The 19,100-nt window shown below is 58.4% G+C and carries 14 protein-coding genes and 1 pseudogene; 7 read left to right on the forward strand and 8 right to left on the reverse strand.

Features of this window, described 5'->3' with window-relative positions; translation table 11 throughout:
• Nucleotides 1-80: 80 nt before the first annotated feature.
• A complete protein-coding gene (locus BQ8482_RS18815) occupies nucleotides 81-2,123 on the forward strand; it encodes a hydantoinase/oxoprolinase family protein (protein WP_123149019.1) in 2,043 nt (680 codons plus the stop codon).
• Between the two features lie 147 nt (nucleotides 2,124-2,270).
• On the opposite strand, the gene BQ8482_RS18820 is transcribed toward BQ8482_RS18815, so the two are convergent.
• Together BQ8482_RS18820 and BQ8482_RS18825 are read right to left on the reverse strand one after the other, a co-directional pair.
• Nucleotides 2,271-3,326, reverse strand: coding sequence for a GlxA family transcriptional regulator (locus BQ8482_RS18820; RefSeq protein WP_165848625.1), 1,056 nt, complete (start codon nucleotides 3,324-3,326; stop codon nucleotides 2,271-2,273).
• A 202-nt stretch (nucleotides 3,327-3,528) separates the two neighbouring features.
• The gene (locus tag BQ8482_RS18825; RefSeq protein ID WP_123149021.1) at nucleotides 3,529-5,049 is read right to left on the reverse strand and encodes a trimethylamine methyltransferase family protein; all 1,521 of its coding nucleotides are present in this window, start codon (nucleotides 5,047-5,049) and stop codon (nucleotides 3,529-3,531) included.
• Between the two features lie 410 nt (nucleotides 5,050-5,459).
• Here BQ8482_RS18825 and BQ8482_RS18830 point away from each other — a divergent pair.
• A pseudogene (locus tag BQ8482_RS18830) lies at nucleotides 5,460-6,656 on the forward strand (IS5 family transposase).
• 154 nt (nucleotides 6,657-6,810) lie between these two features.
• Here the strand turns inward: BQ8482_RS18830 and BQ8482_RS18835 are convergent.
• The 6 genes from BQ8482_RS18835 to BQ8482_RS18860 all read right to left on the reverse strand — a co-directional run bounded on the left by BQ8482_RS18835 (nucleotide 6,811) and on the right by BQ8482_RS18860 (nucleotide 13,495).
• Entirely contained in the window at nucleotides 6,811-7,575 is a 765-nt protein-coding gene (locus BQ8482_RS18835; protein WP_123149022.1) for an SDR family NAD(P)-dependent oxidoreductase, read from the reverse strand.
• A 155-nt stretch (nucleotides 7,576-7,730) separates the two neighbouring features.
• Nucleotides 7,731-8,783 (reverse strand): quaternary amine ABC transporter ATP-binding protein, encoded by a 1,053-nt coding sequence (locus tag BQ8482_RS18840; RefSeq protein ID WP_123149023.1) that lies wholly within the window; start codon nucleotides 8,781-8,783, stop codon nucleotides 7,731-7,733.
• 77 nt (nucleotides 8,784-8,860) lie between these two features.
• Nucleotides 8,861-9,892, reverse strand: a complete 1,032-nt coding sequence (gene proX / locus BQ8482_RS18845; RefSeq protein ID WP_123149139.1) for a glycine betaine/L-proline ABC transporter substrate-binding protein ProX — start codon at nucleotides 9,890-9,892, stop codon at nucleotides 8,861-8,863.
• A gap of 18 nt (nucleotides 9,893-9,910) precedes the next feature.
• On the reverse strand, nucleotides 9,911-10,894 hold the full coding sequence (locus BQ8482_RS18850; RefSeq protein WP_123149024.1) for an ABC transporter permease: 984 nt from the start codon (nucleotides 10,892-10,894) through the stop codon (nucleotides 9,911-9,913).
• Between the two features lie 269 nt (nucleotides 10,895-11,163).
• Nucleotides 11,164-12,174, reverse strand: coding sequence for a LysR substrate-binding domain-containing protein (locus BQ8482_RS18855; protein ID WP_244602871.1), 1,011 nt, complete (start codon nucleotides 12,172-12,174; stop codon nucleotides 11,164-11,166).
• 355 nt (nucleotides 12,175-12,529) lie between these two features.
• Nucleotides 12,530-13,495: a helix-turn-helix domain-containing protein gene (locus tag BQ8482_RS18860; RefSeq protein ID WP_123149025.1), complete on the reverse strand. Its 966-nt coding sequence runs from the start codon at nucleotides 13,493-13,495 to the stop codon at nucleotides 12,530-12,532.
• A gap of 214 nt (nucleotides 13,496-13,709) precedes the next feature.
• Here BQ8482_RS18860 and BQ8482_RS18865 point away from each other — a divergent pair, with 214 nt between their 5' ends.
• From BQ8482_RS18865 to BQ8482_RS18885, 5 genes are all read left to right on the forward strand, one after another.
• Nucleotides 13,710-14,414 (forward strand): GntR family transcriptional regulator, encoded by a 705-nt coding sequence (locus BQ8482_RS18865; protein ID WP_123149026.1) that lies wholly within the window; start codon nucleotides 13,710-13,712, stop codon nucleotides 14,412-14,414.
• A gap of 35 nt (nucleotides 14,415-14,449) precedes the next feature.
• Entirely contained in the window at nucleotides 14,450-15,937 is a 1,488-nt protein-coding gene (locus tag BQ8482_RS18870; RefSeq protein ID WP_123149027.1) for an aldehyde dehydrogenase, read from the forward strand.
• A 1-nt stretch (nucleotide 15,938) separates the two neighbouring features.
• On the forward strand, nucleotides 15,939-16,826 hold the full coding sequence (locus BQ8482_RS18875; RefSeq protein WP_123149028.1) for a dihydrodipicolinate synthase family protein: 888 nt from the start codon (nucleotides 15,939-15,941) through the stop codon (nucleotides 16,824-16,826).
• Nucleotides 16,823-18,163, forward strand: a complete 1,341-nt coding sequence (locus BQ8482_RS18880) for an NAD(P)/FAD-dependent oxidoreductase (protein WP_123149029.1) — start codon at nucleotides 16,823-16,825, stop codon at nucleotides 18,161-18,163. Before BQ8482_RS18875 ends, BQ8482_RS18880 begins: the two co-directional genes overlap by 4 nt.
• A 103-nt stretch (nucleotides 18,164-18,266) precedes the next feature.
• A complete protein-coding gene (locus tag BQ8482_RS18885; RefSeq protein ID WP_123149030.1) occupies nucleotides 18,267-19,055 on the forward strand; it encodes an adenine nucleotide alpha hydrolase family protein in 789 nt (262 codons plus the stop codon).
• Nucleotides 19,056-19,100 lie beyond the last annotated feature (45 nt).

Below are 19,100 nucleotides of genomic sequence, written 5' to 3' on the forward strand. Positions count from 1 at the left end.
CGCTCTCTTGCAGGCGGGCAGGGCGCTCCGCATCGGCTGAGGCGTGGAACAGACACATTTCAGCCGAACCGCCATCCTCAATGAGAGCCAAGACCAAGCCAAAGCCGCTGTTCCTCGGCATCGACACCGGCGGCACTTACACCGACGCGGTGCTGTGGTCGGAAGCCAGCGGGCCTCCAGAGGGACCCAATAAAGGCAAAGTGCTGGCCAAGGCCAAGGCGCTGACCACCCGCCACGATCTGGCGGTCGGCATATCAGGCGCGGTCGACGCGGTGCTGCAAAAAGCCGCCACCGACCCTGCAGCGATAAAACTGGTGTCGATGTCGACGACGCTTGCCACCAACGCGCTGGTCGAGGGCCATGGCGGCCGCGTCGCGCTGGTCATGATCGGCTTTTCCGAGGGCGACCTTGCCCGCGACGGGCTGAAGGCCGCACTCGGCACCGACCCTGTGGTGTTCTGCCCCGGCGGCCATGACGTCCACGGCAATGCGGCAAAACTCGACCTGTCCGGGCTGGAGGCCGCGCTGCCGGAACTCGGCGCCTCGGTGTCGGGCTTTGCCGTCTGCTCCTATTTCGCCACCCGCAACCCGGCGCATGAGCTCGCCGCGCGCGACCTCATCCGCGAAAAGACCGGCTTGCCGGTCACAACCAGCCACGAGCTTTCGGCCAAGCTTGGCGGCCCGCGCCGGGCGCTCACGACGCTGCTCAACGCCAGGCTGATCTCGATGATCGATCGGCTGGTGGCGGCGACTGAAGGCTTTCTTGCCGCGCGTGGCATTGCCGCCCCGCTGATGGTGGTGCGCGGCGACGGCGCCCTGGTCTCGGCCGCCTTTGCCCGCCAGCGCCCGATCGAGACGATTCTTTCAGGCCCGGCCGCCAGCCTTGTCGGCGCCCACCACATGACCGGCCTCGACAATGCCGTCGTCTCCGACATCGGCGGCACCACCACCGATGTCGCCGTGCTCGATGGAGGCCGTCCCAGGCTCGATCCGGAAGGCGCCACCGTCGGCGGCTTCCGCACCATGGTCGAGGCGGTCGCTATGCGCACCTTTGGGCTCGGCGGCGATTCCGAAGTGACGCTGGAGGATGGCGCGCTCAACCCAAGAATCCTGCTCGGGCCGCGCCGCCTGGTGCCGCTGGCGCTGGCCGGCATGATGCATGGCGAGGCGGTGACCGTCGAACTGGAACGCCAAATCCGCGCGACCAATCCCGGCCGCATGGATGGCCGCCTGGCGGTCAGGACCGGCGTGCCGGAGCGGCTGGCGGCCGGCCTGACCGGCGCCGAGGCCAAGCTTTATGAGCTGATCGGCGCTGTGCCGCTCGCCGTCGACAGGCTTTTGACATCAAACGCCCAGAACGCTACCTTGAACCGGCTGGTGTCGCGCGGGCTGGTGCATGTTGCCGGCTTTACGCCGTCGGACGCCGCCCATGTGCTGGGCAAGCAGGCCAACTGGGATTCCGCGACGGCTCGGCTCGGTGCCGAACTGTTCGCTCGCAAGCGCGACGGCCGCGGACAGGCGATCGCCGCCTCACCGGAGGCGATCTCGGAACGGGTGCTGACCACGCTGACCCGGCTGTCGGCGGAAGTCATCCTCGAAACCGCCTTTGCCGAGGACGGGCTGGATGGCGCGGCGACCGTGGCGCACGCGCTGGTGCAGCGCGCCGTCGATTCCCATCCCGGCATCGCACGGCTCAGCGTCGCGCTCGACCGCCCGGTCATCGGCCTCGGCGCCTCGGCGCCGCTGCATTATGCCGGGCTGCCACCGCTGGTCGGCCATGACTGCGTCGTGCCCGAAGATACCGATGTCGCCAATGCGCTCGGCGCCGTCGTCGGCCAGGTCAGGGTTTCGGCGGAGGCGCGCGTCAGCCAGCCCAAGGAAGGGCTGTTTCGCGTCGCCTCAGGCGAGACCGTGCGCGATTTTCTGGATGAGGCAGCGGCGATCGCGGCAGCGGAAACCGATGTCCGCGCCATTGCCGCCGGGCGAGCCAGGGACGCCGGCACCGACAGCGCCGAAATCGAGATCGCCAGCGAATTCCGCGTTTCGACCGTCGAGGGCCAGCGCATGTTCATCGAGGCGCATGTGGTGGCGGTGGCGTCGGGCAGGCCAAGGATTGCGGTTTAGGCTTAACGGCAACCTCTGCGAACCTGTCGGCGCAACGCACCCGAAACTGTTCGTATGTCGTTGAACACACTCGTCGGGTGGACCACGGGGAGGGCTGGCCCTTCTTGGTCTCGGCTGGATCGCAGCCATCCTGCGGTCTCGTGTTGTCTAGCCGAGGCCGGGTCCGACCCATGCCGGCGTCGTCGCACGACACTGCTGCGGCGAGAGGCCGTTGAAAGTTCTGAAGCACTTTGCGAAGTGTGAAGGCGACAAAAATCCGCATGCCATTGCGATATCGATAATGGGCATGCTTGTGCCTTCAATCAGGCGCTTGGCATGAGCGACACGAATCCGGAGGTAGTGGCGTACCGGCGGCATGTGCACGTGTGCTGCAAACAAGCGTTCCAATTGGCGCCGAGACAGGCCAGCCCGTTGCGCAACTTCTGTCATCGTCAGCGGATACTCAATATTCTCTTCCATGAGCCTCATAGCCATTAGCAGCTTATCGCTTACACCCGCAAACGCGAGACCTGATGGCCCAGTCTGGCGGTTGGAGCCTGAGCGCTGACCGTCGACGGTCGCGTAGCGGCAAACCTCCTGTGCGGTACACCCGCCGACATGGCTGGCGATCAGATCGACCGCCAGGTCGAAGGCTGCCAGTTCCCCCGCGCATGTCGAAAACTGCCCATCCTTGACGAAGAGAGCATCGCGAATCTGCGGCTGGCTGAATACTTCCGTAAAGGCGGCCAGCCGCGACCAATGAATCGTGCAGCGTGTGCCTGCCAGCAGACCGGTCTGCGCGAGCAGCCATGTCGCTGTTCCAACCGCGGATATTGGAACCCCGCGGCGTGCGATCGTGCGCAAAAAATTATTGAATTGTGGCGTCAGTCGCCGGCCCACCGGCTCGCCCGCGAAAACTGCGAGATGATGTGGCCCCCGGTCGCCTAAACAAGAGTTCAGTTCGTCCATCGTTACGTCAACGGCAACTGAAAGGCCGCTCGCCCCCTTGACAGATTGGGCGTCGGATCCCGCGATCCGCCACCGGAACAGGGTCAGCTTGGATACCGTATTGGCAATACGGAAAGGTTCGATGAAGGCGTGAAGCGCCAGGTGTGAGAATCCTGGCAATACCAGAACCACCAGCTCAATTGGTCGGCCGCCCTTTGCCGGATCGTCCCGCGTGGACAACGACTTCAGGGCATTCATATTGGGAGGTGCGTTCATCAGGGTTCGTCCATGCATTTTCGCAAAGTGCTAACCTAGGCATTCTCGAACCCTGAGAAGCCTGGCGCTTTTTCGGCTATTGCTGGGCGAGCGCTCGTGGTGAAGCAGACAGAGAGATTCATCCGCCCTGACCGAGCACGGCCTTTCTTCGACACGATCTTGGCGAGAGTGCCGCAGCCATTTTGCATTGATCCTGCTCGCCCTAAAGGACAGCGTCACCGATCACGAGTTCCCGACGCTTCATGAAGTCAAGGAGCTCTTCGTCGATTGCTTCGTCGATCGGCGGTGCTTCATATTCCTTCAGGGCCTGCACAGCTGCATCGCGCCCCCGAATGTTGGCATCCTTAGCTCCGGCGAAGGACCATTGCTCAAAGCTGTCGTGGTTCATCAAGTCGGGCGTGAAGAAGGCCTTCTCAAAATTCTTCAGTGTATGTTCGGTACCAAGATAGTGACTGCCTGGCTCACTTTGGCGGATCGCATCAAGCGTTTCATCCATCTCGCTCATCACTATGCCTTGCCCAAGCTTATAGAACATCACCATCTGCTCAGCATCGAGCATGAACTTGCTATAGCTCTGGGTCAAAGCTGCTTCGAGATAACCGGTGGACGAAAGCACGAAGTTCGCACCGGCGATAAGTGCGCCGTACATATTGCGGGCGGCCTCATAGCCTGCCTGGGCATCGACGAGCTTTGAACTTGTGTTGCTACCACTGCAGCGCCAAGGCAGTTTGTAGTGTCTGGCCAGTTGACCCACCAACATATTCATGTGGCAAATCTCGGGTGTTCCTGCCATTGGCGCGCCGGTTTTCATTGAAACGGTCGCCAACCACTGCCCGTAAATGCAGGGCGCGCCTGGCTGGACCAGCTGCGCAAAGGCAACGCCAGCAAGTGCTTCGGCATTAAGCTGCGCGACTGCAGCCACGGTGCTGGCCGGGGTGCTGGCGCCACCAAGGACAAACGGGGCGAAGATCATGGCCTGGTTGTTTGCGGAGTAGACCTTGACCGCATCGAGCATGGTCGCGTCCCAAACGAGTGGCGAATTGCAGTTGGCAAGCGACACCATCACAGTGTTGTTGTTGACGAACTCGTCCCCGAAGACAATCTTGGCCATAGCGACCGTGTCTTCTGCCCTCTCACGCGAGGTCACCGCTCCCATAAATGGCTTATCGGAGTACCGTATCAAACTGTAGTTCATGTGCAGGTGGCGCTTCGGGACGGCAATATCCATCGGCTCGCAAAGAACTCCACCCGTCATATGCATTGCGGGGGCTTGGTAGGCGAGTTTCGCAAAATTGACGAAATCCTCAATTGTCGCGTTCCGCCGCTTGCCCTCAAGGTCAAGTACATTCGGTGAACCGTACGCTGGGGTAAATATGGTCTTTCGACCGCCGAGAGTGACGGTCCTGGCGGGATTCCGAGCGCGAACCGTGATGGTTTCTGGGGCCTTTGCCACAAGTTCCAGCAGCTGGTCTCTGTCGATCCTAACGCGCTGACCGGTCACGTCGGCACCGGCTGCCCGCCACATTTCGACGGCCTCGTCATCTCGGAATTCGATGCCTATCTCTTCAAGTATTTGCACCGAAATGTTGTGGAGCCTAAGCAAATCATCCGGGCTCAGCAAATCCATATAAGGCAGACCCCGCTCCAGCGACGGCAAGTAAGTTACCGTCCTGTCAGAACGTAGCTTTTGCCGAGCGTCTCGGCCTCCAGATCTTACGGACATTTTTATAATCCATGGTTTGATGCGAGAATATAGGGCATAAAAAATGCGGAAACTAACAATAAAAAGGAATGTAAATTATGAACTGAGGTTATGACCGCAACTCGCGCCAGCCTAAAGCCAGTCCTGAATGCCGGGCAAATCGAGAATGCGTGACAATGCCGACGTCGCCCCCGCGCGCCGTTGACGCACAATAGCGACCTGTTTCATGTCGATTTGACAAGCCGCTCCTTAGTCGGCCGTGAAGAATACGGAAGCCACTGATATCGCACAGGAATAGTCTACTTTTCAGGCTTCCGAATTGCAGGTACCGGCCAGTTTGTGGATAGTTTTCTTGCAATTCCAGTTTGCGATTTCGCCGCCTGGCGAAGCGTGATTCACTGCTTTCATCGCAGTGAATCGGGAGCCAGGCGATGGGCAGGCCACGCGAGAAGCGCGAGACTGGAGAGCAGGATCTTTTCCGCTCCAGGCTCGATCAGATCATCAACATGAAGCACGAGCTGGTGCGGCTGGCGCAGGCGATCGACTGGCCGGTGCTGGAGGAGCGCTTCGGTGCGGTCTATTCGGACGGTCCCGGCATGCCGCCGCTGCCGACCCGGCTGATGGCGGGGCTGGCGATCCTCAAGCACACCTTCAACCTGTCGGACGAGGTGCTGTGCGCACGCTGGATCGAGAACCCGTATTTCCAGTATGGGCGAGGAGCGGATCGTGGCGCTGTTGCAGGAGAGCCTCAGCCTTGCGGTCAAGACCGGGGCGATGAAGCCGGCCGACACGCGCCAGGTCATCGTCGACACGACCGTGCAGCCGAAGAACGTCATGTTCCCGACCGACGCCAAGCTCATCCACCGGGCCCGCGAACGGCTGGTGCGGCTGGCCAAGAGGAAGGGGCTCCATTTGCGCCAGACCTATGTGCTGGTCGGCAAGCTGGCGCTGATCAAGCACCAGCGTTAACAAGGCGCTGCGCAGGCTCAAGACCTATCTCGGCCGGACCATTCGCGTCATCTCCCGCCAGATCGCCGGCGATGCGCAACTGGACGCGCTCTTCAAATGGTCGCTCTACCAGGCCGCCACCGTTCTCGAGCAGCGTCAGCGCCCAGAGCGGCCGCAAAATCTACAGCCTGCACGCGCACGAGGTGGAATGCATCGGTAAGGGCAAGGCGCATGCGCCATACGAGTTCGGGGTGAAGGTGTCGGTGACCACCACGCTGAAGCGCTCAAAGGGTGGCCAGTTCGCCTTGCATGCAAAAGCGCTGCCCGGCAATCCCTATGACGGCCACACGCTCGCAGCGATCATCCCTGACATGGAAAAGACCATCGGCAACGAGATCAGCCGCGTCCTCGCCGACGCCGGCTATCGCGGCCACAATGCACCGGAGAGCCACAAGTTCAGGGTCTTCACCAGCGGCCAGAAACGCCGTGTCACCCCAGTCATCAAGCGCCAGATGCGCCGCCGCTCCGCGATCGAGCCCCTGATCGGCCACATCAAGGCCGAGCACCGGATGGGCCGCAACTACCTCGCCGGCAAGCACGGCGACGCCGTCAACGCCATCCTGGCCGCCGCCGGTTACAACTTCTCCCTCCTGCTCAGGTGGCTGAAGCAATTTTTGTGACTCTTGATCGCCGCGTTCCTGAACCGGCCGAAGCAGCTTGCCGCTTAGCGGTCAAGATTGTTCACGGTCGACTCCTTAAAGACAACACGCACACGCCGACCTTTCGCAGCCGCAGACCCAAAGTCACATTGTCGGGGGCAGGCGCGCAAACTCCTTAATAGACGGCCTTGGCTCCAGCGACTTCGAGTGTGGTCCCCGCGATGAATCGAGCCGCGTCCGAGCTCAGGAAATACACCGCATCAGCAATATTCTCCGGTTCGCCAAGTCGGCCGAGAGGATTTGACTTGCTGAGCTCGGCTACCGCAGTGTCAGGATCGAACCCGCGATGGATAAAGCCTGACCGAAGCATAGGTGTATCTATCTCCCCAGGGCACACGGCATTGACCCTTATTCCGTTCCCCGCATGGTCGCGGCCAAGGCACTTTGAAAATGTGGCTACGGCGGCTTTACTCGCGCAGTAAGCTGCGTGACTAGGTCCAGCATAGATGCCCCAGGTTGAGGAGATGTTCACGATCGACCCGCCACCATTCTCCTTCATGAAGGCTATTGCCCGTCGGCAGGTGTAGAAAATTGCTTTCAGATTGATATCGAAGGTTTTTTCCCAATCCTCGTCGCTCGTTTCAAGGATTGTACCGCGCGTGATGATGCCTGCATTGTTAACGAGGGCGTCCAGCCGACCGGTAAGGCTGATAGCGGTATCGATGAGATCCTCGCAATAATTCTTACTTCTCAAGTCTCCAGACTTGGCCAAAGCATTTTGCCTACTTCGGTTGAGTTCGGCAGCTATGTCAATCAACCGCTCCGCGTTGGTGTCACCGGCGATTACAAAATATCCGTTAGCCACGAACTTCTTGCAGATTGCTTGGCCCATTCCGCCAGCAGCTCCAGTCACGACCACGGTCTTCTGTTCAGTGTTCATTATCGTTTAACCAACCAAGTTCGAAGAATTGCGGCTCATAACTCTTTCAATGGTCTGCACCGAGCACGAAGGATATGCGCAGAACCTAATTTCGTGACTAATACAAGTAGAGGGAGGTATTTATGAACTATGGTCATTATAGTTCCCTAGCCCACCTAAATCCTGTCATGTACACCGCGCAAAAGTAAGGATGCGGTCACGATGCCCACATCAACTCCGCCTGCATCGACAACCACTAACGGCAAATTCCCATGTCGATGAGACAGGTCGAGCATTTCTTTGATCGGAGTATCAAGACTGAGCCGTGGGGCATCCGCCAAGGCCATGCCGTCACCGACACTCGCAAATTCGGTAAGCGGCAACATCACGGACTCGGCTTTCAGAAGCTTCAACCGGCTGCTTCCTTGGACAAATCTTTCAACATACGGGTCTTTGGGATTTCCGAGAATGTCATCCGCGGAGCCGATCTGAAGCATCTTCCCGTCTTTCATGACACCGATTTGGTGTCCCAACCGGACTGCTTCATCCAGATCGTGGGTGATGAAAAGCGTGGTTTTACCCAACTTCGTCGAAAGCGCTTTGAACTCGTCCTGTAGGTCGCGTCGTATGAGCGGATCCAGCGCCGAAAATGGCTCATCCATCAACAAAATCGCGGGATCAGCCGCCAAGGCTCGGGCAAGCCCTACTCTCTGCTTCATTCCGCCAGAGAGCTCATCAGGATAACGATCTCCCCAGCCCGCCAGTTGCACCAACTCCAGCTTTTCCTCCGCAATCTCGTAGCGTTGTCGGACGCTTGCCTTTCGTAACTCCAGACTCAGAGCCACGTTGTCGCGGACCGTTCGGTGAGGCAGGAGCGCCACATTCTGGAAAACCATCCCCATTGTCCGGGCACGGAGTTCTCGCATCTCATTTTCGGACTTCCGATTGATATCCTCGCCGCCAACAATGATCTGGCCAGCGCTGGGTTTGATCAAACGATTCACATGTCGGACCAGCGTTGACTTTCCGCTCCCGGACAGTCCCATGACACAGAAGATCTCACCGGCCTCTACCTTAAAGGAGACACCGGCGACGGCGGCTACGCACCCATGTTTCTCCAGGAGTGCGGCCTTCGAAAGATCATCGCGCTGGATATTCGCAAGGTCGAACTTCGAGTTCGTCCCGAAGACCTTCCAAACATCCTTGAATTCAATGGCATGCGCTTCCAAAGATAAGCTCCACGGTTGAGAGGTGTCGCCCGGCAGCGTAAAGCTTACCGGGCGAGCATGCTTTCCGCAGTCCAGCGTTACTTACCTGCCTGTTTTGCTTGAGTTATCCAAGTATTCCACTGGTCGAGGTGGGCCTTCTTCCAGGCCTCAGCATGACCGTGGATGTCCTCGTTGGACTTCTCACCTTTGTGAATAAGAAGATTCTCGTCGTCGATATCCTGAATTGGGACCTCGACGAGTTCGAACCACTTATTTGCGACGGGGTTTTTCTCGAGGAAGGGTGTGTTGGCAATCACGTGATGATTGTTCACGGAAAATCCCAGGTTTCCAATGCCTGGAACCGTCGTGTTCGCGCCAGCCTGTTCGTCGGGCAACGCCGTGAACGGAACCGTCAGCCAGATAACCTCTTTTCCATGGCGCAAAACCCCTTGTAGCCAGTTGGGTGTCCAACTGTAATACAAAGTTGGACTGCCGGACTGAATCCGCTGGATGACGTCAGGAAGCAGAGCAAAATACTCACCCTGCTTGTGCGTGACCGCATCCCGAAGGCCGTATGCATCAAGGTTATGTTCTATGATGCGTTCGCATCCCCAGCCCGGATCACAGCCATACAGGTCTGCTTTACCGTCCCCATCCACATCGAACAGCTTGGCAATCTTCGGGTCCTTCAACTGATCTATCGTCTTTATGCCGTACTTGTCGGCTGTGGCCTTGTCTATGGAGTACCCCTGGATCGAGTTCTTTACGAGCGTCCCGACGCGACGAAGCTTGGCATCGCCGCCAGCCTTCTCGGCAAACGCAATATGCAAGGGGTACCAGTGCGGCGTATAGTAATCCGCATCACCGTTCCCTACCGCTATATGGGCAAGTGGAACCTGGGTTGCGGAGGGTTCGTCAACTGTATAGCCGAGATCCTCGAGGCCTAGCTTAACGACGTAGGCTTCGAATAATTCTTCCGCCTGGCCAAGATATAGGGGCCTAACGGTCACGCCTTTCCCCGGGAGGTCCTCCGCCGCCGCGTATCCAGGAGACAGGGCCAAAGTGCCAAGCACTGTAACAGCGGCAGCCAGTCCCCGAAAATGCCCATTTATTCTAAACCGATAGCTCATAGTCGCTCCCATTCTTTGTTAGCTAGAAGTCTGTTGCCGGCCACTTTCCAATCCTCCACGCCGCGCCGGAGAGGCATAGAAGGTCTTAACGACCCCGGTGAATAGCGCAGCTGGACCCCGCTTGTGCCAGGCAATGTGGGAGAAGCGCTTGCGCGTAGACAACGCGGATTGGGTCAGGCGATCTAGAATAATTGCGAGAATGACAATGCCGATTCCACCCGTTGCAGCGAGCCCGATGTCGAGGCGACCGATGCCGCGCAAAACCATTTGGCCGAGTCCCCCAACGGCTATCATGGAGGCAACAACAACCATTGATAGCGACATCATCAACGTCTGGTTGATGCCTGCCACTATGCTCGGAAGAGCCAGGGGCAGCTGAGCCTTGAACAGGATCTGACTGTTGGTCGCTCCAAAGGCACGCATAGCCTCGACGACTTCTTCAGAAACCTGCTGAATGCCTAGTGTTGTCAGCCTGATAACGGGCGGAAGTGCAAAAACGATCGTTACAATCACGCCAGGCACGTTGCCGATACCAAACAACATGACCACGGGAACAAGATAGACGAATGATGGAATCGTCTGCATTGTGTCGAGGATTGGCCGGCAAATGGCAGCCGCCCTCTCACTTCGAGCGGCAATTACCCCCACCGGAATGCCAACAACCGTGCAGAAAAGAACGGCGGTGAAAACGAGAGACAGTGTCGTCATCGTTTCACCCCAAATGCCAAGAAAGCCGAGAATCAGCAGCAGACCAGCGACTTGAACTGCCAGTCGCCACCCGGCAATCTGCCACGCTACCAATCCGAAGCATAAAATTACAACAACCGGCGGGATGCCATTCAGCGCGAGATCAAATGCCCTCAGAAGCTGGTCGATTGGCCACTTCAAGCTCTGAAACAATGGGCGGTATTCCTGTACAATCCACCCCAACCCAACATCAACCCACTCACCAAACGGTATATGCCAGGTTTTGAAAGGATCTAGAACGTCTTCGGGCTTCACTAGAGTTCCTTTCAGTTAGGACCTATTTGAGCGATAACGACGGAGCGCTGATGCGAGCCCGACTGTGTGTCATAGGTCAGCTGCCGCCGCATTGTCATAGGTCAGCTGCCGTCGCATACATGACCTGCTTACGGAATTAGACTCTCCGTCTGACTGGGCCTTCACTACGGCTTGAGAGGCTGTCGCGTCGGATTGGTCCAGAAACGCTAGCGGCGAGGCGGCTGCAAAACAACCGTACAAAAAGTCATGTACCGCAGGACTAAATGTTATCAGGCGGATGTCAGGTCTGGATACCCAGCTGATATCTCGCTGAGTGCAACTGGTGCTGCCTTGATGTTTTCAGCAGCCGACGCTGGCGGGACCGGATTAAGATCTGCGACCTGTGTGATCAGCCAATTGCGGAAGATCTGGACGTCGTCTCGCTCAATTGCGGTATCCGGAATGACCAAATGATGTTTTCGGCCGGTTAGATAGCTTTCACTCAGAGGCCTTATCAAGGTGCCTTCATTGAGGTAATCACTTACCAAATGACGGAAGCCCAGCCCGATGCCGTAGCCCTTGATCACTGACTGGATCATCGTTGGATAACTAGTGAACGTGATGGCGCGCTTGAAATCGGACGAAACGCCGAACTGTCCAAGCCAGTGGGCCCAATTGAAGGGTGACCATGGGTAGGCGGACCAATGCTGATCGTCCATATCCAAGAGGACCTCGTTTACCAGGTCCTCCGGAGTGAGAATACGCGGGGAGTGTGTCTGATATGATTTACTGCAAACCGGGAAGACTTCCTCGCCGAAGAGCTCGGTGGCTGTGAACCCCGGCCGCGCCAGATACCCCATTACCACGGACACATCAAAACCGTCCGTCGCCGGCGCCGGGCTGCGTTCGAGCGACACCAAGTGCAGGTCGACCTCTGGGTTGTTCGCAACGAAATCTCCAATCCGGTGGCTCATAAACAGCGTTGCGAACGACATCGGCATGCCGACGGTCAACCGTCGGGCTTTCTGGCCTCTCTTCACGCTGTCAAAAGCCGCTGCAATATGCGCCAGGCTGAGGGTCGCAGCTTCAAATAACTCCTCGCCGGCGGGAGATAATGACACCTTCTGGTTTCCGCGGTTAAAAAGCTGGGTGTCAAGGTGGTCTTCCAACGTCAAGATATGGCGGCTCACTGCCGCTTGAGTGACCGAAAGCTCATTGGCAGCCTTGGTAAAACTCAAATGCCGTGCGGCAGCTTCAAATGCGCGCAGCGCACTCAACGGAAGCCGGCGATAATTTGACATGAGTTATCATTACTCCAGTCATGAGAAGAAGTAAAACCCGTGTGCGCACCCGAACCATGCGTTCGAACGCGCCCAGTATATTTCGGAAAAATCGGCTTCGTAAACGACCAGGCAAGTGAGCGGCGCGGCAGGATAGTCGTCATCGCCCATCACCATAGAGAGCCTATCAAGTAGCTTGTCTACAATATGTCTCTTCGAGGGGTTGACCCTGCGACTCTTGCTAGTCAAATCCTCATCTCGGCCGTTACAACTGGGTTGTCAGGACCCGATGCTTACACCTGGCACCCGTCGCAAGGCGTAATCGCCGTAATGTGCGTCGCGGATGTGGACGGGAAGACGGCCGTCCATCACCGAGTTATTCAACCGCGTCGGCGCCCAGCGAGTACGTATTCTGCAAAGCTCCACGTTCGACACTTGGCGAAGTCAACTCCGAACGCCTCCAGGCAGAGGGTGATTGACCGTAAGCCCTTCGGAAGACCCTTGCAAAGTGAGAGGCGTTCTCGAAACCTGACCCAATAGCAACCTCTATCAAAGGGGTGTCGCTTTTCCTGAGAAGTTGCTTTGCGCGCTCCAGCCGCACCCGGCGGTAGACAAAGGCAGGAGAGCTGTTCACCTCCTTGAAAAACAGCCGTTCGAGTTGTCGCCGGGAAATGCCCGATGCTGCGGCCAGCCTGGAAACCGACAGTGTGTTCTCGATGTTCTGCTCCATCAGGATCATCGCAGCGCGGAGCCTCGGATCGTGCGTCTCTATTGTCAGTGGGCGACGTGGTTGCACCCACTCTGCGTTCCGAACCTTATCGATCTGGAGAACTTCGAGCGCGTTCCTCTCGGCCGCGTTTCCAATGTGCCGTCGCACCAATTCTGCCGCTAGATCGGCAGTGCTGCTGCCGCCCGCGCATGATCCCCGCGTGGCATCCAAGTTATAAATTCTGTCCGCCCGAACCTGTAAATCAGGAAATCGCTCCCGGAAGTCGACGTGGTGAAGCCAGCTGACGCAGGTCTCGTGCGTCTCCATAAGACCTGCCTCAGCCAAAATGAACGTTCCGGTGCAGATTCCGATCAATCGCGCCCCTTTGAACGCGGCATCCCGAAGATACCTCAGGGTTTCGTTGTCGACCGCCTGATCGTCGGTCAATCGTCCCCCTACGACGACAATGTAGTCAAACTCCATCGGGTCGAGGAATAAAGACGTCGGGGAGACCTGGACGCCGCAGCTCGACGTGACGAGATGCCGGGTGTTCGACAGCACCTCCCAGTCCGCATTGATCCGACCTGACCTGTCGGATTTATCGCTGGCGAGTCTCAGTGTGTCGATAAACATGGCGAAGGCAGTCAACGTGAAGGAGCGGGCCAGGATGAACCCGACCTTCAGCCGAACCGACCGTGCCCGTCTGTGCCGTGGTGATGAATAAAACACGCTCTTGCCTCCACCCTTGAACGCCTGCGAGCTGCAGTAGGCTTCGTATTGTCATTCACCTATCTTGACTCATGATCTTTGTCTACAATATGTCTATCTCTGAAATTGAGGAGCCGCTATGATCGTGAATGAGCCCGCCGCCCCGACGGACCGAAAAGGCATTCTTGCTGAAACACTGGTGCATCGTATCTTGACGATGCAACTCGAGCCGGGGGCGGTTCTCGACGAAGTCGCTCTTAGTGAGGAATTCGGCCTTTCCCGTCCGCCTGTGCGCGAACTCATGAGACAGATGGCAGGCGAGGGCTACGTAGATCTTGAGGCCAACCGCGCTGCGCGCGTATCCCTCATGTCCTACCAGACGCTTCGGGATTTCCTCATCGTCGCTCCGATGATCTACGTCGGAACGACGAAGCTCGCAGCCATCAACCATAACGCTCGGGACCTCGAAGTCCTCAAGCAGACTCAGCAGAAGTTCCGGCAGGCGATTGCCGACGGTCACGTCGAGAACAGGGTGATCTTCAATCACCAGTTTCATCTGAACATCGGAAAGATGGCGCACAACCAGTATCTCCTTCCCAGTCTCAAGAAGCTTCTCATCGACCACGCCCGGATCGGGAAGATCTTTTACCGCCACAACGGCGATCCGCGGATACAGAAGGGCCAGGAAACTGCTGCTCGGCAACACGATCAGATGATCGAGGCCATCGAAGCCCGTGATACAGAGTGGGCGGGCGACGTGGTGCGCGCCCACCTCGAAGTTTTCCGAAGCGATGTGGCGCTCTACGCCGTGCCCAGCGGCATGCAAGGCGAACTCGAAGGATAATCATTGTCGGTGTCAGTACACGAGGGAGAACAGAAATGCTCAATAAAGTCGACTACAAGACGCAGGCGACTGCGCTCAAACTGCCCAGCAAGATGATCGTGGACGGGGTCCAGGTGGCCGCCCTGTCGGGCAAAACCTTTGCAACCCTCAATCCGGCGACCGGCGAGGTTTTGGCGGAGCTTCCGGCGGCTTCTGCAGCCGATGTCGACAAGGCCGTCACTGCCGCCCGGTATGCGTTTGAGGACGGGCGGTGGTCGAAGCTTGCCCCGGCGAATAGGAAAAAGGTGCTTCTCAAGCTGGCGTCCGTCATCGAGGAAAACGCACTTGAGCTGGCGCTGATGGAGAGCTTGGACAGCGGCAAAACGATCAGCGATTGCACCAGCATCGACGTGCCTGAGGCTATCAACAGCCTCAGATGGCATGCAGAAGCCGTTGACAAGATATATGATCAGGTTTCGCCTGCGAACGACTCCTCTCTCGGCCTGGTCGTGCGCGAGCCTATCGGCGTCGTCGGCATCGTGCTCCCCTGGAACTTCCCTCTTCTAATGCTCGCGTGGAAGATCGGCCCTGCTCTCGCAGCGGGGTGCACGATCGTCGTCAAGCCAGCGGAAGAGACGTCGCTCACCACATTGAGGGTAGCAGAGCTCGCTCTCGATGCCGGGCTGCCGCCTGGCGTTTTCAACGTCCTGACAGGCGATGGTCCGGAGGTTGGCGAACCGATCGGTCGTCATCCCCAGATCGACGCAGTTTCCTTCACAGGGTCCACCGACACTGGCCGTCGCTTCCTAAAGTACTCCTCCGAGAGCAATTTGAAGGAGGTGGTCCTTGAGATGGGCGGCAAGAATCCTTGCATTGTTATGGACGACGTTCCCGATCTTCACGCCGTGGCCTCCCACATCGCCAACGGCGCGTTCTGGAACATGGGTCAAAACTGCTCGGCCATCTCGCGTCTCTTCGTCCACAAGGACGTGAAGGATCGCCTCCTCAAAAAACTAACGGAAGTAGCTAGGACTTGGACCGTGGGCGACCCCCTCGATCCAGACACCCGCGTCGGTCCGCTTGTCTCTACCACGCATTTCGAGAAGGTTAGCGCCTACCTGGAAGGCGATGGCAAGGTCGTGGTTGGCGGAAAGGTCTTCAACGGGACCACGATCGAGCCCACGATCATGGAATTCGACCGCCACGACAGCAAGCACGTCCGGGAAGAGATTTTCGGGCCGATCCTTTCTGTCATTGCGGTAAACTCTCTCGCGGAGGCGGTCTCGCTCGCCAACCAGACCGAATATGGCCTAGCCGCCTCTGTTTTCACCGCCGACGGCACACGGGCGCTTCGGGCCGCACGGGCGATCAAGGCGGGCACCGTGACCGTGAACTGTTACGGGGAGGGGGACGCCGCTACCCCGTTTGGTGGTTACAAGCAATCGGGCTTCGGCGGCCGGGACAAGTCCCTCCAGGCGCACGATCAGTATTGCCAGACCAAGACCCTTTGGATCGATTTGTGTAACTCAAACGAGGGTTTCTGAAATGTCATCATTTGCGTTCGCCGGTCTTAATCTCGCGATCACGGCGCCATTCGACTCGGACGGGCGTATCGATTTCGATCGTTTCCAGGGTCTGATCGAGCGGCATCTGGCTGCGGGTGTCGATGGTTTCGTTTTCAGCTCGGGAACAGGCATGCATGTCTATCTGACGCCCGATGAATCCAAGTCCCTTATAGAACGCGGTGCGCGCATCGTCGCCGGGCGGGCCAAGGTGATTGCCCAGGCCTCGGCATTGCTCACGGCCGACGTCGTCGAACGAACGCAGTTTGCAAAGGACTCCGGTGCGGACGGTGTTATGGTCCTCCCGCCCTTCTTCGAAGGTCCGTCGGACGACAACAGCGTCTTCGACTTTTACGCCGAAGTTGCTAAGGTCGGATTGCCCATCATCGGATACAATGTGCCTCAGGCCGTCGGTGTACGCATAACGCCGGACTTGCTCCGCAGACTCTGCGAATTGCCCGAATTCCGCGCAGTCAAGGACAGCAGTGGAGACTTGATCGGGCAGGTCAGGCTAATCCGCACCGGCCTGGATGTTATCAACGGGGCCGATCCGCTCGTCCCGTTCTCCCTTTTCGCGGGTTGCTCTGGTCTGATCTGGGGCGGCGCGAACGTTGCGCCACGCACCTGCGTGGCGATCGTCAAGGCCGCCCGGGAAAAGAAATGGGATAACGTACAATCGCTCTGGCGGCAACTGGAGCCAATTATGTCCCTTCTTTGGGACGGCGACTATGTCCCAAGCGTGTATGCGGCCGCCGAACTCACTGGGTATGGCTGCGGCAACGCGAGAAAGCCGTTCCGTCCCCTTACGCCCGACCGCATCGCGGCGCTTCGAACGGCGCTTGGCGCACTGGTCGAACAAGAAGCGGTATGATGACCAGCAAGACCTTTCGTGCGCGTCGGCTCCCCGCCCATGGCGTGGAGTCCGGCTGGGCGGCAATGCTTCCTCCGAGAGCGCCAAGGCCCGAGCTCGAACGGGCCATCACTGCCGATGTCGTCATCGTCGGTGCGGGCTTCGCCGGGTTGGCCGCCGCTGTGAGGCTGGCCGATCTCGACCCAAGACTTTCCGTCGCCCTTATCGATGCCGACATGGTCGGGAATGGGGCCAGTGGCCGGAACTCCGGATTTCTAATTGATCTGCCTCACGACATTTCGTCGGGCAATTTCGGGATGGACGCTGTCACCAAGAGCCGCAACGAGATAGCAGTCGCGCGGACGTCTATTCAACATTACGCCCGATTGGCGGAGGAAAATGGCTGGGACAGGGACGTGTTCGATCGTAGTGGCAAATACAGCGTGGCCATGACCGACTCTGGCACGCAGCATCTTGCGGCGTACTCGTCCAAGCTCAATTTATTGGGAGAACCGCACCAGCTTCTTGATGCCGAACAGGTCGAGGAAGTCACGGGCACGCGATCTTTCAAGTCGGGACTTTTTACTCCCGGTGCGGTCATGGTCCAACCCGCCGCGCTGGTGAGGGCGATTGCAGATTTGCTTCAAAAGCCCGTCAGGCTATTCGAGCGCACGCCCGCCCTGTCCATCGAAACCTCGCCGAACGGCTGCACGGTGAAGACACCCAAAGGCGAGGTCAGGGCCGCCCAGGTGATCCTGGCGACAAACGGCCACGCGGAGAGCTTTGGGTTCGGAAGCGGTGAACTTCTCCATGTCTTCACCTACGCCTCGCTGACCCAACCGTTCGACCCCTCCACGCTGGCCGGATCGCGGAAATGGGGAGCAACGCCGGCCGCGTCGATGGGCACGACCGTGCGACGCATCACCGGCGCTGACGGCGACCGAATCCTCATCCGATCGCGCTACACCTACAACCCTAAGATCGAAGTTGAAGCGGGCTCAATCAAGAGTGCGAGCGATCTCCATGACCGTAAGTTCGCGGATCGCTTCCCCGATCATCGCCACTTGAAGATGCAGTATCGTTGGGCTGGCGCAATGGCGCTTACTTGGAATTCGGTGCCACTGTTTGGCCAAGTGGAGGATCGCATCTTCGCCGCATGCGCATGCAACGGCATAGGGGCAACTAAGGCCACTGCCGCAGGCATCGCAACCGCGGAACTCGTGGTGGGGCATCGGTCCCAGCTTGGCGAAATATTTCGCTTGTTTGAGAGGCCCCACGCATTGCCTCCGCGACCGTTCACTGACGTAGGTGCACGCCTCAACCTCGCATTCAGAGAATGGCGCGCGGGACGCGAATAGGGTTCCTCTGCAGGCTGACTTCGCTTCGGGACCAAAGACTGGGCCTTATTTCAACGGGAAGAACAGCCGGCGTGCTGTAAGCGATCGGAACGGAGACAAGAACATGGCTATTCTTCTGATTGCCGAACACAACAACGCGAGGCTTTCCCATCAGACCGCCAAGGCGTTTTCGGCGGCCCTGCAGATCGGTTCGGACGTGCATGTGCTGGTCGCTGGCAAGAGCGCCAAGGGCTATGTCGATGCTGCCGCCAAGCTGAAGGGCGTGAGCAAGATGCTGCTCGCCGGAGCCGACGAACTCATAGAGGGCCTCGCCGAATCGCCGACAGCGCTCGTTGTCTCCTTGGCCGATTCGTATGACACGATCATCGCGCCAGCGACCTCGTCTGGTAAGAATATGGTGCCGCGCGCACTGCTCGATGTCGCTCAGATCTCCAAGATCATCGAAGTCATCTTGCCCGACACCTTGAAAGGGCCGAGCTATGCCGGTAACGCGATTGCGGCGGCGCAGTCGACCGACGCCAAGAAGGTGATCACCGTGCGCACCGCTTCGTATCCAAGCGCCTCCCAAGGCAATGCGGCTGCCGTCGAGAATATCTCGGCGGCAGCCGACCCGAGGCTTTCCTTTTTCATCCCAAAGAAGCTCTCCGAAACTGAACCTTGCCGGCACGAAGCTCCGAAAGTCGTGTCGCCATCAACAAGGGCGAGGAGGTCCAATGTTCGAGGCCGCTGGCTACGGCCTCGTCGCCGACCTTTTCGTTATCATCCTCCGGAAGATTTCCTCGCCACTGGCCGCGATATCGAAAGCCGGGTCCTTGCACGGCCGTCAAGCTGCATCTGGAGAGGCGGAACATGCTCAACGGGAACAAAACGATCGTATTCCCAGCTTAACTGAGAACGCGGCGATGTGACTGTATCTTCCACCAACGCAAAATGGAGA

The sequence above is a fragment of the Mesorhizobium delmotii genome, assembly GCF_900149755.1.
In the GTDB taxonomy this organism is placed as follows: domain Bacteria; phylum Pseudomonadota; class Alphaproteobacteria; order Rhizobiales; family Rhizobiaceae; genus Mesorhizobium; species Mesorhizobium delmotii.

What these genes read in the sequence shown, in the direction of transcription:
- BQ8482_RS18885 (WP_123149030.1), top strand. Translation starts at nt 18,267, where the DNA reads ATGGCTATTCTTCTGATTGCCGAACACAACAACGCGAGGCTTTCCCAT.
- BQ8482_RS18860 (WP_123149025.1), bottom strand. Translation starts at nt 13,495, where the DNA reads ATGTTTATCGACACACTGAGACTCGCCAGCGATAAATCCGACAGGTCA.
- BQ8482_RS18835 (WP_123149022.1), bottom strand. Translation starts at nt 7,575, where the DNA reads ATGAACACTGAACAGAAGACCGTGGTCGTGACTGGAGCTGCTGGCGGA.
- BQ8482_RS18825 (WP_123149021.1), bottom strand. Translation starts at nt 5,049, where the DNA reads ATGTCCGTAAGATCTGGAGGCCGAGACGCTCGGCAAAAGCTACGTTCT.
- BQ8482_RS18870 (WP_123149027.1), top strand. Translation starts at nt 14,450, where the DNA reads ATGCTCAATAAAGTCGACTACAAGACGCAGGCGACTGCGCTCAAACTG.
- BQ8482_RS18865 (WP_123149026.1), top strand. Translation starts at nt 13,710, where the DNA reads ATGATCGTGAATGAGCCCGCCGCCCCGACGGACCGAAAAGGCATTCTT.
- BQ8482_RS18820 (WP_165848625.1), bottom strand. Translation starts at nt 3,326, where the DNA reads ATGAACGCACCTCCCAATATGAATGCCCTGAAGTCGTTGTCCACGCGG.
- BQ8482_RS18880 (WP_123149029.1), top strand. Translation starts at nt 16,823, where the DNA reads ATGATGACCAGCAAGACCTTTCGTGCGCGTCGGCTCCCCGCCCATGGC.
- BQ8482_RS18855 (WP_244602871.1), bottom strand. Translation starts at nt 12,174, where the DNA reads ATGTCAAATTATCGCCGGCTTCCGTTGAGTGCGCTGCGCGCATTTGAA.
- BQ8482_RS18815 (WP_123149019.1), top strand. Translation starts at nt 81, where the DNA reads ATGAGAGCCAAGACCAAGCCAAAGCCGCTGTTCCTCGGCATCGACACC.
- proX (WP_123149139.1), bottom strand. Translation starts at nt 9,892, where the DNA reads ATGAGCTATCGGTTTAGAATAAATGGGCATTTTCGGGGACTGGCTGCC.
- BQ8482_RS18875 (WP_123149028.1), top strand. Translation starts at nt 15,939, where the DNA reads ATGTCATCATTTGCGTTCGCCGGTCTTAATCTCGCGATCACGGCGCCA.